Source organism: Niallia sp. M35 (assembly GCF_050971705.1).
Classification (GTDB): Bacteria; Bacillota; Bacilli; order Bacillales; family Cytobacillaceae; genus Niallia; species Niallia circulans_A.
Genome location: NZ_JBPCEP010000006.1, coordinates 115,973 through 132,333 on the forward strand (window position 1 = coordinate 115,973; position 16,361 = coordinate 132,333).

General features: G+C 36.5%; 11 protein-coding genes. 2 read left to right on the forward strand and 9 right to left on the reverse strand.

All coding sequences use genetic code 11. From position 1 onward, the window contains the following. Positions 1-151: 151 nt before the first annotated feature. From NiCM35_RS09675 to NiCM35_RS09685, 3 genes are all read right to left on the reverse strand, one after another. Positions 152-1,354 carry an MFS transporter gene (locus tag NiCM35_RS09675; protein WP_341123236.1) on the reverse strand — a complete coding sequence of 401 codons (1,203 nt, stop codon included), beginning with the start codon at positions 1,352-1,354 and terminating at the stop codon, positions 152-154. 189 nt (positions 1,355-1,543) lie between these two features. Then, positions 1,544-4,216, reverse strand: a complete 2,673-nt coding sequence (locus tag NiCM35_RS09680; protein ID WP_163186505.1) for a glycoside hydrolase family 38 N-terminal domain-containing protein — start codon at positions 4,214-4,216, stop codon at positions 1,544-1,546. A gap of 40 nt (positions 4,217-4,256) precedes the next feature. Further along, the gene (locus NiCM35_RS09685; protein WP_433779324.1) at positions 4,257-5,552 is read right to left on the reverse strand and encodes a glycoside hydrolase family 125 protein; all 1,296 of its coding nucleotides are present in this window, start codon (positions 5,550-5,552) and stop codon (positions 4,257-4,259) included. A gap of 222 nt (positions 5,553-5,774) precedes the next feature. Between NiCM35_RS09685 and NiCM35_RS09690 the strand changes: the two genes are divergently transcribed. Beyond that, complete coding sequence (locus tag NiCM35_RS09690) at positions 5,775-6,803, forward strand: GntR family transcriptional regulator (RefSeq protein WP_095329837.1); 1,029 nt, start codon at positions 5,775-5,777, stop codon at positions 6,801-6,803. 12 nt (positions 6,804-6,815) lie between these two features. Next, positions 6,816-9,029 (forward strand): GH92 family glycosyl hydrolase, encoded by a 2,214-nt coding sequence (locus tag NiCM35_RS09695; protein WP_144544618.1) that lies wholly within the window; start codon positions 6,816-6,818, stop codon positions 9,027-9,029. Between the two features lie 75 nt (positions 9,030-9,104). Here the strand turns inward: NiCM35_RS09695 and NiCM35_RS09700 are convergent, their stop codons facing one another. From NiCM35_RS09700 to NiCM35_RS09725, 6 genes are all read right to left on the reverse strand, one after another. Next, a complete protein-coding gene (locus NiCM35_RS09700; protein ID WP_047943836.1) occupies positions 9,105-10,595 on the reverse strand; it encodes a response regulator transcription factor in 1,491 nt (496 codons plus the stop codon). A 15-nt stretch (positions 10,596-10,610) separates the two neighbouring features. Beyond that, on the reverse strand, positions 10,611-12,302 hold the full coding sequence (locus NiCM35_RS09705; protein ID WP_144544616.1) for a sensor histidine kinase: 1,692 nt from the start codon (positions 12,300-12,302) through the stop codon (positions 10,611-10,613). Between the two features lie 12 nt (positions 12,303-12,314). After that, complete coding sequence (locus NiCM35_RS09710) at positions 12,315-12,929, reverse strand: DUF624 domain-containing protein (RefSeq protein WP_144544614.1); 615 nt, start codon at positions 12,927-12,929, stop codon at positions 12,315-12,317. 70 nt (positions 12,930-12,999) lie between these two features. After that, on the reverse strand, positions 13,000-14,466 hold the full coding sequence (locus tag NiCM35_RS09715) for an extracellular solute-binding protein (protein ID WP_144544612.1): 1,467 nt from the start codon (positions 14,464-14,466) through the stop codon (positions 13,000-13,002). A gap of 24 nt (positions 14,467-14,490) precedes the next feature. Continuing rightward, entirely contained in the window at positions 14,491-15,408 is a 918-nt protein-coding gene (locus NiCM35_RS09720) for a carbohydrate ABC transporter permease (protein WP_433779328.1), read from the reverse strand. 23 nt (positions 15,409-15,431) lie between these two features. Next, positions 15,432-16,358, reverse strand: coding sequence for an ABC transporter permease (locus NiCM35_RS09725; RefSeq protein ID WP_204259868.1), 927 nt, complete (start codon positions 16,356-16,358; stop codon positions 15,432-15,434). Between the last annotated feature and the right edge of the window lie 3 nt (positions 16,359-16,361).

Sequence of the window (16,361 nt, forward strand, 5' to 3'; positions counted from 1 at the left end):
TACCTCCCATATAATAGTAATAAGCTTAGTATTTAGTAATTCAGCAATAATAATCAGAAAAAGAATGGAAGTGACATATAGAAGATATACCCGTAAAAGCAATAAAAAAAGAATGAAAAATATCCCAAAAAGGATGCTTTCATTCTTTAGATTACTCTTTAGCCCATGGCTTCAGATAATATTTTTTTCCTTTTTTCAGATGAACAAGGAGAGCTAGCATTGGAAAAGCTATCGCCAAAAGCAATGCCGTATTCGGACTGAATTGATAATAACTATAGCTTCCGATCCATGATCCAAACGCTCCTCCTAAGAAGAAAATGGTCATATATAACCCATTTAATCTATTTCGAATGGCCGGGTTTAAGCTAAAAATAACCTTTTGACCTAACAGCATATTTCCTGATACACCGATATCTAGTATAATCCCAGAGATTACAATAAGTGCAATACTTAAGATAGAATGATCTTTTACAAAAAATAAAAGAAAAATCGAAACAACTACTAGAACCATTGATACATTCGTCATGGAGTAAATATATCCCTTATCCCCTAACTTTCCAATATATGGGGTTAACAATGCACCCGCAATGGCAACAAAGCCAAATAGGGCAATTTCGTTATTAGTAAAATGCAAGGACTCGGATCTTAATAAGATGGGCAAAACTGTCCAATACAGACTAAAGGTAGCAAAGATACAAGCATGGTAAAATGCCCTTTGTTGGAGAGGCTGCGTTTCTTTTAGGAAACTTAACATCGAGCGCAATAAAGCAGGATACGTTATGCCAAGATTAGATTCTAATTCAAAATCTGGTAAAAATTTTAATAATAATAGCAAAATAGTAACTAATATAAGGCAAGAAAAAAGAAAGACCATCCGCCAGCCAAGCCAGTCAGTAACGGCGATTGAAAATGGTCGCGCCACCATAATTCCAATAAAAAGCCCACTCATTACTTTACCGATATAATTCCCAGCTTGTTCTTTAGGGACAATTTTCATCGTTAATGGCACTAACATTTGAGCAGCACTTGCTCCAATCCCGATGAATGTAACAACAAATAAAAAGATCATCCCATTTGTCGAAAATAAAGCACCAATTAAAGAAAGAATGGTTAGCCCTATTAACAAGACAATGATTCGTTTACTTTTATAAAGATCTGCCAAGGGAACTAAGAAAAACAAGCCAGCACCATATCCAATTTGCGTTAAAGTCGTTAACAGCCCAGAGATATTTGAAGCAATATGTAAATCAGTAGAAATAAATTGAATAATCGGTTGGGTATAATATATATTAGCTACTACAGCTCCACAGCTTACCGCCAATAAAAAAATGAGAAAATTTGTTTTCGTGTTCATTACCAACACTCCTTTCACCAACCAAGATGATATATAATTATAACATAAGGACTATATCTGAAAATGTCTAAAACATTAATACTTGGCTAGTTGGTACTATATTTCATAACCCTATCCAAAGACAAGCTTTTTAAGAAACCTATATAAAAAAACAAGGAGTGTTCCCCCCCCTTGTTTTTCACTGCTAAATTACTCCCATATAAATGTACAAATCTCCGCTTCGTTCATTTGATTGGAATCGAACATTTCTCCGTTCATTTCTTCCAATAAATTAGATTTCCTTGGGTATTTCCCATTATATTTCACCGTTAAAGGCTGTTTTTCGTCCGTTAAATTGTATCCTCGAAGAACTATTTCTTTGCTGTTTTCTCTCCGCTTAAATGCTGTTAGTCGAAAAGCTTTTCCGTCCAATTGAATAAATTCATATATGGACGGATATGCACCTTTATGGATATCTGTTTGCACACTAGAAAAAGGAATTTGAAAGTTAATTGCTGCATGATAGGATTCCAGCTTGTTCGTGCTATCGTGAAATCCTACGGCAAATTTCACTGCTTGATTTCCTTGGCACTGAGCTTCTGGAGTTGGGAAGTAACCCCAATCTCCTAATTCCCCAACCGCTCGAAGCAAAGTAATGGCAATAGTATCTTCCATGATTTCATATTCATTCAGTCCATAATTCGCAACAGTCACCCCTCTATTCTCATCATGTAAATTAACGAATGCATGCTGATGCTGTGGGTTAGTTGGATTTTCCCAGTTGGAACTTACCTTATTTGCTCGCTTCACTACTTCGAAAATACTGTCTGCTTCATGCTCCTCTACATGAATGCCTGTTGGAAAGAGCACTCGTATGCGATGGTCCTTCATTTGGTTAGCAAATGATGTTTCGAATAAAAGCTGATTACTGTTTCGCTCTAATCTTATTTTTGTTTTCAGCTCCAATGTTTCCAGCTTGTTCGAACGACCTGCATGACGGCCTCGAAATTCAATTAGCCCTTTCTGCTCTTCCAATAACCTTTCATCTGCTGATTTTGGAATCAGCATTGTTTGTGTTAAAAGCACTTCTCCATATGCAAAAGTATCACCGATAACCTCCACCTCTGCTTTTCCTGCTGATGATAAAATGGGCTGATCTCCTTTTGGCATTTTGTAAATATACTCATTGCCAACATCGCCCGTATTCTCAAAAGTGAGGAAGTTTGTGTATATACTATTTGTTCCTTTATCCAAAACAGTCAATGTACCATTTTGTTCTATTTGCACCTTTAAATGATTATTTTCTAAAAGATGCCCTTGCTGCTGAACAATTCTTTTGTGTTCTTGCTGCTGAGATTCTCCTTCTATCAACGCATAGGTTTGCCATGATAATGGACTCATTTCGTTTAATGGGAGCTCAACAGTCACATAAGCACCGATAAACGGCTGACGAAAACGATCCTCTGGAAGATCATATCCAAACCGGATATCTGTATAGATAACCCTTGCTGGAACTTCCACTCCCTCTTTATCGATTACTTTCATTGCTGGAAACTCTTCGGCTTTTAGCTTGCGATACAATTCATCTGGACGTCCGCTCGAAAAGGGAAGCCTTTTCCACTCTATCTCTATTTCAACCAAACCTGTTTTTGTACTGCCAGCAGTATTAAAGACAATAAAAGGGCGGCTTCCAGCTGGAAATTCACTCGTGTCAATTTGTTCTGCAAGCATAGTTAAAGCTTCTGTTTTTATAAATTGACCTACTTCCTCTGCTTTATGAAAGCGAGTCATCATTTCACGATGCACCTCATCCACACTGCAGCCGCAAATACTGTCATGGGGATGGTTTTGCATCAATTGTTTCCATGCAAACTGAAACATTTCATGGGGATATTTTCCGTCCTTTTGATAGGCCATTGCAGCCAATGGTTCCGCAATATTTTCTAACAATCTACTAACATCTGTATTTCTTTGTTTCAGATATACTCTAGAGGAAGCGGTATTTGCTAAAGTATACCAGCCATCTGTCTCCTGACTAGTTAATTCTCCTTTCACTGTATGTAAATTTTCAGGAATGTCTTGTTTTATTATTTTCATATACTCATCAAAACTACTATGAATGAAGGTTATGTCAGGATATAGATTATTGGCAGCTTCAATGGCAGCTGTAATATTCTTTTGAACTGGCTGATGATCACAGCCATTCATAAACAATAGATGATCTGTAGATGCATATTGAAGGGCATCCTTTAATTTCTGATCCCAAAATTGCTTTGCTTCCACTTCATCCACAGGAATTTCATTCCCATTACTATACCAATTGGCAAAAAGAATGCCTAAAACAGTGGATTTATCAGGGCCTTCCCACCACATTTCTGAATATGGTGAACTATATTGATCATCATTGATAACAATATTATTAAACCCCGTAGGTTTAACCCCGCGCCCAAACGCCGCCACATCCATACCAGACTGTTTAAGAATTTGTGGTGCCTGCCCCATATTCCCAAATGTATCTGGGAAATAGCCTAACTTAACTGGTGCTCCCCATTTTTGGCATTCTTGCAATCCAATTAAAATATTTCGTACATTTGCTTCACTACTAATTAAAAAATCATCTTGCAGAATATAGAAGGGACCAATTTTTAATTTTCCTTCTTGAATATATTTTTTGAGCTTCCATTCGTTTTGCGGCTTTATCTCCAAATAATCATCGAGAATAATTGTCTGCCCATCTAAATGAAAACTATTAAAATGAGGGTCTGTGTCAAACAACTCTAATAAATCATCGATGAGCTGAACCAATCGCATGCGATGCTGTTCAAAAGGCAAATACCATTCTCGATCCCAATGACTATGGGATACTATATACACTTTTTTCATCTTCAGCTACTCCTCTCTAGTTCCTTTACTGTCCTGTCATTTATTTTTTCTTTACTCGAATATCAAAGTAATCCATTACTAGTTCGCAAAACATCATATTTGCCCAAGAAAACCACTCTCTCGTATATTGAGTAGGATTATACACATCAAAGCCTTCATGCATTAAATGTGTTCCTCCATCACAGGCTACTAGTAAGTCTAGTATTCTTTCTTTCTCCTTTTTATCCTCTGTCGTTAGACCTTCCATCGCAAGAGCAATCGGCCAAATATAATTTTCCGGTGTATGGGAGCTGCCAATCCCTTCCGCATATTTCCCTTTATAAAAGTAAGGATTCTCTTCACTAAGTATTGTCTGGCGTGTTGCTCGGTATCTTTCATCATTTTCCTCCACATATCCAAGATACGGGGCAGATAATAGATTAGGTATATTGGAATCATCCATAATTGTAAAGTTGCCTTTTCCATCTACTTCATAGGCATAAATTTCTTCACCGTTTTGATTGCGTACAACAGCAAACTCCTCAATCCCCTTTTCTATCTCCTCTTTGAGTTTTTGAAAGGCAGGAACTTGCTCCGTTATCTTCAAAACATCTTCATAAATCTCGATTAGATAACCTAGAACTACACTAGCAAACATATTCGAAGGCACTAAATAACCATATGTACAAGCATCATCACTTGGTCTAAATCCTGACCAGGTCATTCCAGTAGGCACTACTTCTGCCCCTCTCCCTTTGTTTATTAACGTATCCTCTTGTCGATCAGTCACTCTTTCAAATGTATAGGAGGAATTCGTATGATCTTGCTCTATCATCCATACCTCGATTATTTTTTGGACCGCTTCCTGAAACGACTGATTAAAATGATCTGTTCTCCCTGTTGCCTTCCAGAACAAATAACTAAGCTGGATTGGATAACACAGTGAATCAATTTCATACTTTCTTTCCCATATCCATGGATTCATTGTCGTTAAATCGGTTTGATGTCCTGCCCCATTCGCTTCTTTATTGAAAGCGTTCGCATAAGGATCTAAACAAATATACTGACATTGTCGTTCAATAAGACCGGCAATCATATTAGCCATTTCTTCGTCCCTTTCAGCCAATACTAAATATGGTCTTACCTGTGCAGTGGAATCTCGCAGCCACATCGCTGGTATATCCCCTGTAAGGAGAAAAGTAGTTCCATCCTCCAGCTTTTCAACTGTTGTTTCTAATGTATTGGCAAAGCAAGTATTGAAATTAACGGCCCAATCCGCATGTTCATCCCCACATTTTTCTGTAATCCTTTTCATAAATTCTTTTACCGAAGACATCGTTGTTTTTTGATATGACATTTTTTAACCCCTCTCATATTTGATATATCATTTAAACTCATTTTAATTTCAATCGTCTTTATTGTCTAGTGTTTCTTTTTCTTAATTTAATGAAAAATTGTTTGTCTATCAATGGATATAACTTCTCTCCTATTTATCTTCATAAAATTTACTTAGCTTTACTATTTACGGAAAGCATTTTCATGTTATAATAAATTTGATATATCATTTAAGGAGTTTATGATGAAAAAAGAACCACTTTATCAAAAAATTGTCACTGACATACTAGCACAAATCCAAGCCGGTCATTTAAAGCCAGGTGATCAAGTACCGACAGAATTAGAAATTTCTAAGCAATACAACGTCAGCCGCATCACTTCAAAGAGAGCTTTAACCGAGCTGGAAAACAAGGAGCTAATCGAACGAATCCAAGGAAGAGGAAGCTTTGTTGCCGAACAAAAACCGTCTCCTTCCCATGTTATTCTGTTTATTCTTCCTTTTCCCAATAATCCGGGACTAGGAGATTATGCACAAGGCATTAGTCGCTTTATCGCGAACACACCCTATACAGTGCAAATCCAGACAAATGCTTACTTAAGCCAGCTTGATGCCAAAAAAATATCGTCTATGTATGCGGGTCTTCTCCTTTATCCAGAGGCTGGAACATCGCATTTAGATATTCTTTATACCTTATATCTCGAGAAATTTCCGGTAGTGGTACTCGATAAGAAAATCGAAAGCATCCCATTTCCTTTTATTACCTCTGATAATATGCAAGGTGGTTATCTAGCAGCACAGCATTTAATTAACCAAGGACATAAGAAAATCGTCTTTTATGCTACACAAAATTTAGAGAGAAGTTCCACTATTCGAGAAAGGTATTTAGGCTATTTAAAAGCTATACACGAAGCGAATATCGCGTATCATGGTTCAAAAGTAGTGCTCTCAGCTGAGGACAACAGCGCTTTTATCCATCAGCTAAAGGAAGAAGAAATTACAGGACTGATAGCGGAAAACGATATTAATGCAATTCATTTAATGAAAGAAATCAAAAGATACGGCTATCAAGTTCCTAAAGACTTTTCGATTATTGGCTTTGATAATATTCAAGCAGCTGAACTTGTCGACCCAGCATTAACCACAATTGCCCAAAGCTTCGAGGAGATCGGATATCAAGCAGCTGAACAACTTATTCAATTAATTGAAAACAAAGAAGCAATTCATTCTGTCGTCATTCCTATTGAAATGATCATTAGAGAATCCACTAATTAAGGAGCGGTGTCTATGCTAGAATTAATTGATACAAGACAAGGGACAGAAAATCAACATAGCTATTCAAACGGGAATACACTTCCCTATACAGGCTTTCCCTTTGGCATGAATTTCTTTGTTCCGCAAACGAAACATACAAATGGAAGTTGGTTTTTTCATCCGCGTGATCGGGTTTTTCAAGGCTTTCGGTTAACTCATCAGCCGAGTCCATGGATGGGGGATTTCTCTCATTTATTATTAACACCTCTTTCAGGCGCCGTTCACCATGACGATATTTACCATAATCAAAGTTCCTATCGACCTGAAAGTTCCGTATACCAACCACATTATTTACAAATAACGCAAGCACGCTACCGAATTAAGAATGAATTGGTTCCTACTACATATGGCTCCATACTTCGTTCTGCTTATAGAGATTTAAAGCTACCTGGTTTATCTCTACATCTTCCTGGCAAAGGAAACGTTTCACTAGATATAGAGAAAAACAAGCTAACTGGATATGTTTCCAATTTTGCTGGCTGTGAAGATTCTGATTTTAAAATGTACTTTGTCATGACCTTTAGCCATCCCATCGATCAAGTTAATACTGGCTTTTTCCAAGAGAATAAGATGTTTACTTCCGCTCTTTCAGCAACTGGCGAAGACCAGCACTTTTTGATGCGCTTCTTATTAACCGAAGACAAACCGCTAGAAACTCGTCTTGCCACTTCTTTTATAAGCAGTGCTCAAGCAGAATGGAATCTAAGTCAAGAACTATCGCCTTTTTCATTTAATGCTCTCAAAGAAAGGGCAGAGGAAGCTTGGGAACATTACTTAAATAAAATTGAAGTGAAGAATAAAGATTTTTCTACAGTTAAGACATTCTATCACTGTATGTATCGGATGTTTCTTTTTCCGCAAAAATTCTATGAAATAAATCAACAAGGTGAGCCGATTCATTATGATACAACAAGCAAAAGTGTAAAACCTGGTGTCCTGTATACAAATAACGGCTTTTGGGACACATTCCGAACCGTCTATCCTTTCTATTCTCTTCTTATTCCAGAAGAATATGAAGAAATGCTGAGAGGCTTTCTGAATAGTTATAAAGAAACGGGATTTCTCCCTAAATGGCTGTCTCCCGATGAACGTGGACTTATGCCGGGTACGTTAATCGATGCTGTTATTGCAGATGCGTCGCAAAAAGGAATTGCTGTTGATATCATTCCTGAGTTGTTTGAAGCAATGGTGAAAACTGCTTCTACCGTAAGTTCAAAGCGAACCTATGGCCGACAAGGAATCGAAGATTATGATACATATGGCTACATTCCTTCCAGCCATCATGAAAGTGTAAACCATACACTTGATTACGCATTTAGTGATTTCTGCATTAGCAGAGTAGCCCAAAAATTAGGACAGGATGATCTAAGGAAGACCTTCGAAAAGCGCGCTTATAATTATCGCAATATCTTCCATAAAGAAACGGGATTTATGCGTGCCAAAGATAAACAAGGCAAAGTAGAAGAACCCTTCAATTCCTTTAGCTGGGGGCAGGATTATGCAGAAGGAAGCGCTTGGCAAAGCAGCTTTGCGGTTTTTCACGACTTCGCTGGATTAATAAATGCTTATGGTGGAAAAGAACCTTTTCGAAACAAATTAGTAGATCTGTGCAATCAAGAACCGATTTTTGATACCAAAGGCTATGGTTTGGAAATACATGAAATGAGCGAAATGGCTGCAATTGATTTTGGCCAAGTTGCCATATCCAATCAGCCAAGTTTTCATCTGCCTTATTTATTTACCTATGCTGGTGATCCCGCTTCGTCTCAAGTTTTATTAAAACAATTAATGACCCAGTTATTCTCTAGTAGTCCAACTGGCTATCCTGGTGATGAAGATAATGGCAGTATGTCTGGCTGGTTTATTTTTAGCAGTATGGGCTTTTATCCTATCTGCCCTGGTACAGGGGAATATGTAATTGGAATGCCGATTTTTGATGAGATTACAATACATCTACCAAATGACAAAAAAATCGAAATTTCAACTGCATTCAACCAGCCACAATTTAATTTTGTTCATCAGGTTACTGTCAACAATGAAATTTACAACAAGCTATTTTTAAAGCATGACGTACTTATAAAAGGCTGCACCATCGACTTCCAGCTTGGTATTGTGCCGCCAAATAAAGACTATGCAGAAACAGATTTACCTTATTCCTTGTCGACAGACAGTGCCTCCCTCCTATAAATAAAAGCACACCAAAAACCTACCCGCGCCGACCAAGCCAAAGGGTAGGTTTTCTTTATATTCAAATCCACTTCCTCATTCATCAATCGGCTCAAATAATTGCTGATAGCTGTCCCTAAACTCTTTTGGAGAAATACCACAATATTTTTTAAAGTTTTTATAAAAGTAACCTGGACTCATATAGCCAATTTTTTCGGAGATTTCATTTATATTCAGCTCTGAATTCAGCAATAGATTCTGCGCTAGCTTTATGCGATAGTGATTTAAATATTGAGAAAAACTCTTATTGGTTTCTTTCTTAAAAATCTGCCCTACATACATCACATTTAAGTGGAGCCTTTCGGCAATTGCTTTTAATGTTAAATCCTCGTGATATTCTTCTTGGATGATTTTGAGGACATTTTGAACATTCATGCTGTATTCTCTTCTAAACTTCTTATACTTCAGATTGTCCAACAGATCTTTAATGATCATTTGCAGCTCTTTAAAAGAACAAGCTTTATTTATTTTCTCCACCATCTCTTCATAGATGAATTCATCCTGAACCTCAAGTTCGCGATAAATATCCATGAATACCAGGAAGATAATATAGCGAGTGTATGCAGGTGAAGCGGCGGATTCCATTAACTCCGCAAAGATTTGTTTAATCTCCGTTTGAATTGTTTCTATATTTCTTATTCCTAATGCCTTTTTAAACGCTGTGAACGATATATTCGGTACATTTTCATTTAAAACATTGGCGGTTGCCGTGTCCATAAATTGTTGCTGTCTTTCATAAAAAGAACTAAGATATAAACTACTCTTTGCATGTTCATAGCTTAAGGAAACATCAGCCATTTTCTTTACTTCTTCCCCGATTCCAAAAGTCACTTTATTTTGGCAGTATAGCACTTGGATTGATTTCATTAAGCTCTCCAGTCCCCATCTTCCACCAAAATAGATAACGACCCATTGGTCTTCTTCATAATGATGAAAAAAATATAAATCTTTATTCGTATGTAACAGCTGATGAACTTGGTCATGGAGTTTCTTTTTATAGGTAAAGATCAGCACTTGATACCTTTTCATCTCCGTACTTATATCAAAGGCAGCAAGCATCTTTTTTAAATCCATATAATCAATATCATCATGTACCCAGCGTTTGAGTAAATGTGCAAATAAATATTTTTCGCCTTGGATTCGCAGCTTTTCCTCTTCAAACTCCTTGATACACTTTTTTAACGTCTCGATTAATTCCTCTTTGTTTATCGGTTTAATTAAATAATTCTCTGCTCCCATCTGGAGACTTTCTTTCACATATTCAAACTCTTGATAGCCAGACAACACAATAAAACGGAAAAAGATGGACGCTTCTTGTGCTTGTTTTAGAAAGTCAATCCCAGAAAGGATCGGCATGGTTACATCGGTTATCACAATATCTACCTTTTGTCTTTTTACAAATTCAAAAGCCTCTTGGCCATTACCTGCTGTGCCGACAATTTCAAATCCAAGATTCTCCCAAGGAATCAACTTTTGCAAACCTCTTACAATCATATATTCATCATCAACAAGCAGAACTTTATACAAAGCTATCCTCTCCTTTTAAAACAAGATTTCGATTGTTAATCCGCCTAATGGATTGGTCATTAACCTCATGCTGTATGTATCTCCAAAAAAGGATCGCAATCTTGCATTTACATTATGTATGCCGATAGAGGACTCTAACTGATTTTCTGAAGAAGGCGTTTTCAATAATTCGTTGATTTTCTTTAATTTATCTTCGTGTACTCCTGTTCCGTTATCTTTGATTAAAATGCAGGTATACCCATCTTGCTTTGAGACCTTTACACTAATTGTATTGTTTTTCCTTGTATGATCAATCCCATGTATAAAAAAATTCTCCACCAGCGGCTGAATAGAAAATTTAGGGATGCTAATTTCTCCAAGCTCCTTTTCTATCTGAAACCCGTAAGCGATTCGATCCCGATAGCGCATTTGATACAAATAAGCATATTTCTCACAAAATTCGAGCTCGTGTCTGATTGTAACTACTTTCTCTTGGGTAATGCTGTTTCTTAACAAGCTTCCAAAAACATAAACAACATTCGATAATTCATCCGCCCCTTCACTAACCGCATACATCCGAATGTACTCAAGCGTATTATAGAGAAAATGCGGATCAATTTGAGACTGAAGCGCCCGCATATTAGCATCCTTTTGTTTGATTTCTAAGTTATAGATATCCTCAATATTGCGATTAATGCTATCTAACATCTGATTGATACTATGAGAAATATCCTTTAGCTCCCCTTGCTTCGTCTTTTCTTCAATGCGTACTTCCATATTCCCGTTTGAAACTTGATTGGTTCCTTTTTGAATATCTTCTACTTGAATCACATATCGTTTAAACGTTTTTCGGAGCCCAAAAAGAAGAATACCGTCTAAAATAGCACTAACAAATAAAAAGAAAAACAGGCTTTTCATCGATTCGTTAATTACTTCCTTTTTACTGTTGAAAGCGAGCACCTCAAAGTCATTGCTTGTATGAACACTTTTAATATAATATTGTTTTTCTAAATCCTTAAGACTAATAACGGAAGACTCTTCTAAATTTGCTGCAATCTTTTGGTGGAGCACAGGGTCTTGTCTGTATTGTCCTTGATAGTATACTAGTTTTTTTGTATCAGAAATAATTGCTACTTGAAGAGATGTTTTCTCTTTGTCATTATCTAAAATCCGTTCTAATTCTTTATCATTAAAGACAATTGATACAATTCCAATTTGTGATAAAGTATTGGGATCCTTTATTGCTTTTTGGTAGACTACTTGATTGGTGCTGATAGGAATATGGAGATATTTCTTACCCCCCTTGTTTTCCTTCGTTGAATAATAGACTTCTTTATAATCATTTAATGAAATGGTTACCGATTCAATATCATCATCCAAGTAATACATCTCTGTTACGATGCGCGGAAGATAAAGAAAGGCATTATTTTTTTGCTCACTTAACGATTTTTGTAAATATGCTGCTGGTTCTAACTCAAAATACTGATACATACTTGTGATCATTTCTGAGCTGGCCATTAAATTAGCGACTACTTTATCTAACTTTTTCTCATTGTCTGTCACAATATTTTCTAATTGATTAGCGACCCTCTCAACAGAATCGATTGCGGTCCTTTGCTTACCCTGGCTTGTATTATAGCTGACTAATAAAGCAAAAAGAGTAACAGCAGAAATTAAGATAATAGAATATGTTTTTAATAGTGAATTAATAAAATACTTACTTCCCAATTAGCATCATCCTTAAGATACATATACGAGTTTTTGACTAAGTCTTATAAATAGCTTATTGGAAATAAGGCTAGCTAGTATGATAAATAGCGAGATACTTCCGAATAAAATTAGGGCAGGATTAAAATAGGTAAGAACAGAAATGACAGCGAGCAGCCCTCCTAGTTTAAGGAGTGTCCAGAAGTCCATAAAGAACAAGAGAAACGACAGCTTCCATACATCTTTTATCGCTGCTTCATATTGTGCCTCAATAAAGAGCGAAAACAGGAAGCTGATAGCCATTAAAAATAGGGCAAAAATAAGCAAGAAGTCAATGATGAGAAAGAGCAAATGATTAATTTGTAGGGAAAAATAAAGATTATAGCTTAAAATGACACCTAATAGCAAAAATCCGTAAAAGGAGAAATTGCCACGTTTATAGCTGGTCTTAAAGGTAGAAAAAACATTCTTCCATGTTAATTCCTGATGGTCCCAACGGCACTCTAAAGATAGCTTTACAATCGTTAACAATGCAGGGCCAATACCAAAAATAACCCCCCCCATTATAGTCAGCAGCCAAAAATACAGATTCAGTTTTACTACTACATAAAATCGGTTAAAAAAAGTAGTCAAAAAAGAGGCAATCATATCGCTTTTCTCCTTTCTATTATATGATGAGAAAAGGCACGTTAACTAGAGCTAACGCACCTTTTAAAGATTAGTTTTTAGAGGCTTGAAATGCATCAAATTGCTTCTGCATTTCTTCGCGGACTTTTTCATACCCCGCGCCTTCTAATTTCTCATTTAATTCAGGGATTGCTTTATCTGGATCTAATGTTCCTGTGTTTAATCCATCAAGGTATTGGCTCATTACATTCGAAATATTGGTGATTTCTGTTTTCACAGAATCTGTATTAAAGGTGAAGCCTAGAATTGGAGAGCTTGTTGCATTGGCAATATTTTCATCTCGCTCTTTGATCTGTTCATCAGTAATAGAATCTTGAACATAAACAATTTTATTATTGCCTGTATTCCAGGCTGCCATATGGTTATTTGACTTATAGCCATCTAATAATTTTACTTTGTTTTCTCCGGTCTTTTCCCATGCCTTCCCCTCTTCCCCATAAATAAGCCCATTTAATAGTTCTGGATCAGAATTTAGAAGACCTAAGAACTCTACTGCTTTTTCTTTATTCTTGGAGTTACTAGAAACAACAAAGTTTGCCATTTGCGCTTGTGCTGTAGACTTAATTGGATCTGTAATCGGCATGGAAACTATTGGCTGCTCTGCCACTGTTGATAAAAGGGTATCACCATAGTCATACGGTCCCTGTGTCTCTTGGCGAACAAACCATGTACCACTATTTAATGGGTATTCCGTATTGCTTGTTGCTGCATCTTTAGCAATATATCCTTTATTGTAGTAGTCATGCATGATTCGCAAGTTTTCTTGCATTTGATCATTTTCATACTGATTAATAATTTTGGCGGTATCTCCATTTAAATCCACTGCAAAAGGCATGCCATTTCCTAAGACAAAATCCATATTAGGGAGAACGCGGAATCCTTGCCCAACCGAAAATGGCATGACGTCTTTTTCGTTTTCTTTTATCACTTTCAAAAGCGGCTCAAGATCTTTGTATCCTTTCACATCAGAAATATCTAAATTATATTTATCAATATATTGCTTATTAAATGAAAACATCGTCTGTGCGTACACATTACCATTTACCGGGAACGCATAAAGCTTTCCATTCACTGTATTCCCTTCAATATAAGCTGGATCCAGCATGTCATAGGCTTCTTTCGCATATTTTGGAAGTAATTCCGTTAAATCTGCATAAGCACCTTTTTGCGCATTTGTTACATAGTTATTGGCATAGGCAATATCATAATTTTCACCAGAAGATACGATAACAGACATTTTTTTCTCATAATCGCCCCAGCCAATATACTGTAAATTAACACGAACGCCAATCTCCTTTTCCGTTTTCTTGTTAACATTCTCCATTAACACATCAAAATTTTCCGGTTTATCGCCAATTTGATACATTAATAAGGTGGTTACACCTTCTTTAGAACTGTTATCCGCTGTTGAATTTCCTTTTAAACTACACCCAGCTAACACAGTGCCAATCAAATACATCAATACAAGCAAAAAAGGAACTTTTTTCTTCATTTTCATATACCATATCCCCCTTTTATTTACTTACTCTTTTACCCCGCCAATTGTTAAACCGCTAACAAAATAACGTTGAAAAAATGGATAGCTGCACGCAATCGGTAAGGTAGATATCACAACCATCGCCATTCGCGTAGCCTCTTTTGGAATAGCGGCAAGGCCACCAGATAAGTTTCCACTTAAGCCCGCATTTTGGGTCATAAAATCAATATTGCTTTGGATTTTCATCAATAAGTATTGCAGTGGAATTAGATTATCACTTTGAATGTACAGCAGTGCATTAAACCAATCATTCCAATATCCTAGTGCGGCAAACAGGCTTATTGTTGCAATTCCTGGCACCGCTAATGGTAAAACAATTTGTGTAAAGGTCCTCATTTCACTTGCCCCATCAATACGGGAAGATTCAATAATCGATTCTGGCACCTGTCTTCTAAAGAATGTTCGCATCACAATGATGTTAAACGGACTTAAAGCCATAGGAAGAATAAGGGCCCACACGGTATCTTTTAACTGTAGCATATTCGTCATCACAATATAGCTTGGGACCATTCCAGGGCTAAATAACATCGTAATTAAAGCGAAGATAGTGAAAAATCGCTTATAACGAAAATTTGGCCGAGAGATGGCATAGGCATAGGTTGATGTGAATGCAACATTGATAAAGGTTCCGACAACTGTAACAAATACGGTAATAAACAAGGATTGAATAATTTGCGTTTTTAAATCAGCTAAATATGTGTACCCTTGAATACTCCACTCACTTGGCCACAATGCATATCCATTCGTTATCAAGGCTGTTTCACTTGTAAACGATATAATAATTACGAATAAGAAGGGGAAAATACAAGAGAAGGCAAACAAGCCTACCATGATATTAAAAAAGATATTTGTTTTTCGATTAAAGGTTCGGACTCGAACATGCTCTATTTTTTTCTTTTTCACTGTATGATTTGGACCTCCTTTCCTCAAAACAATGCAGATTCTTCATCAAATTTGCGAACAATGAAGTTAGCCAGAACTACTAAAATACAGCCGACAACTGATTGATAAAGACCTGCAGCTGCTGTCATCCCAATATCACCTGTACTTGTTAGTCCGTTATAGATATAAGTATCTAAGACACTTGTTACTTCATATAAAGCACCTGAGTTTCTCGGGATTTGATAGAATAATCCAAAATCAGCTCTAAAGATATTGCCGACGGATAAAATAGATAGAATAGATATTAAAGGTACTAGCTGCGGAATCGTGATATTTTTTATCTGCTGCCATTTCGATGCCCCATCAACCATCGCAGCTTCATAATAATCCGAGTTGATTCCCATTATACTCGCAAAATAAATGACACTATTATAGCCGACACCCTTCCATATTCCTAAGACGATTAAAATAAATGGCCAATATTTTTGCTCGTTATACCAATTAATTTCTTCTCCACCAAAAAGAGTAAGGATACTATTCATTAGACCTTTATCTGGACTTAAAAATGCAAAGACAAAATAACTGATAATAACCCATGATAAAAAATACGGAAATAGCATCGAAGTTTGATAAATCTTAATCATTCTTTTAGAACGCAGTTCACTGAGTACTATTGCCAAGAAAACAGCAAAAATCAACCCTAACACAATAAACGCAACATTATATAAAACAGTATTTCTTGTAATCAAGTAAGCATTATTGGAAGAAAATAAAAACTTAAAATTATCAAACCCAACCCATGGACTTTCCCGCAAGCTTTGAAAAAATCCGCCACTTGAATAGTGGAAATCTTTAAATGCTACAACATTCCCGAATACCGGAATATAGAAAAATAGAATAAGCCATATAGTTCCAGGCAATGCCATTAACAAAAAGGCCTTATTTCTCCACAAATTTCGTAACATGGCCATTTT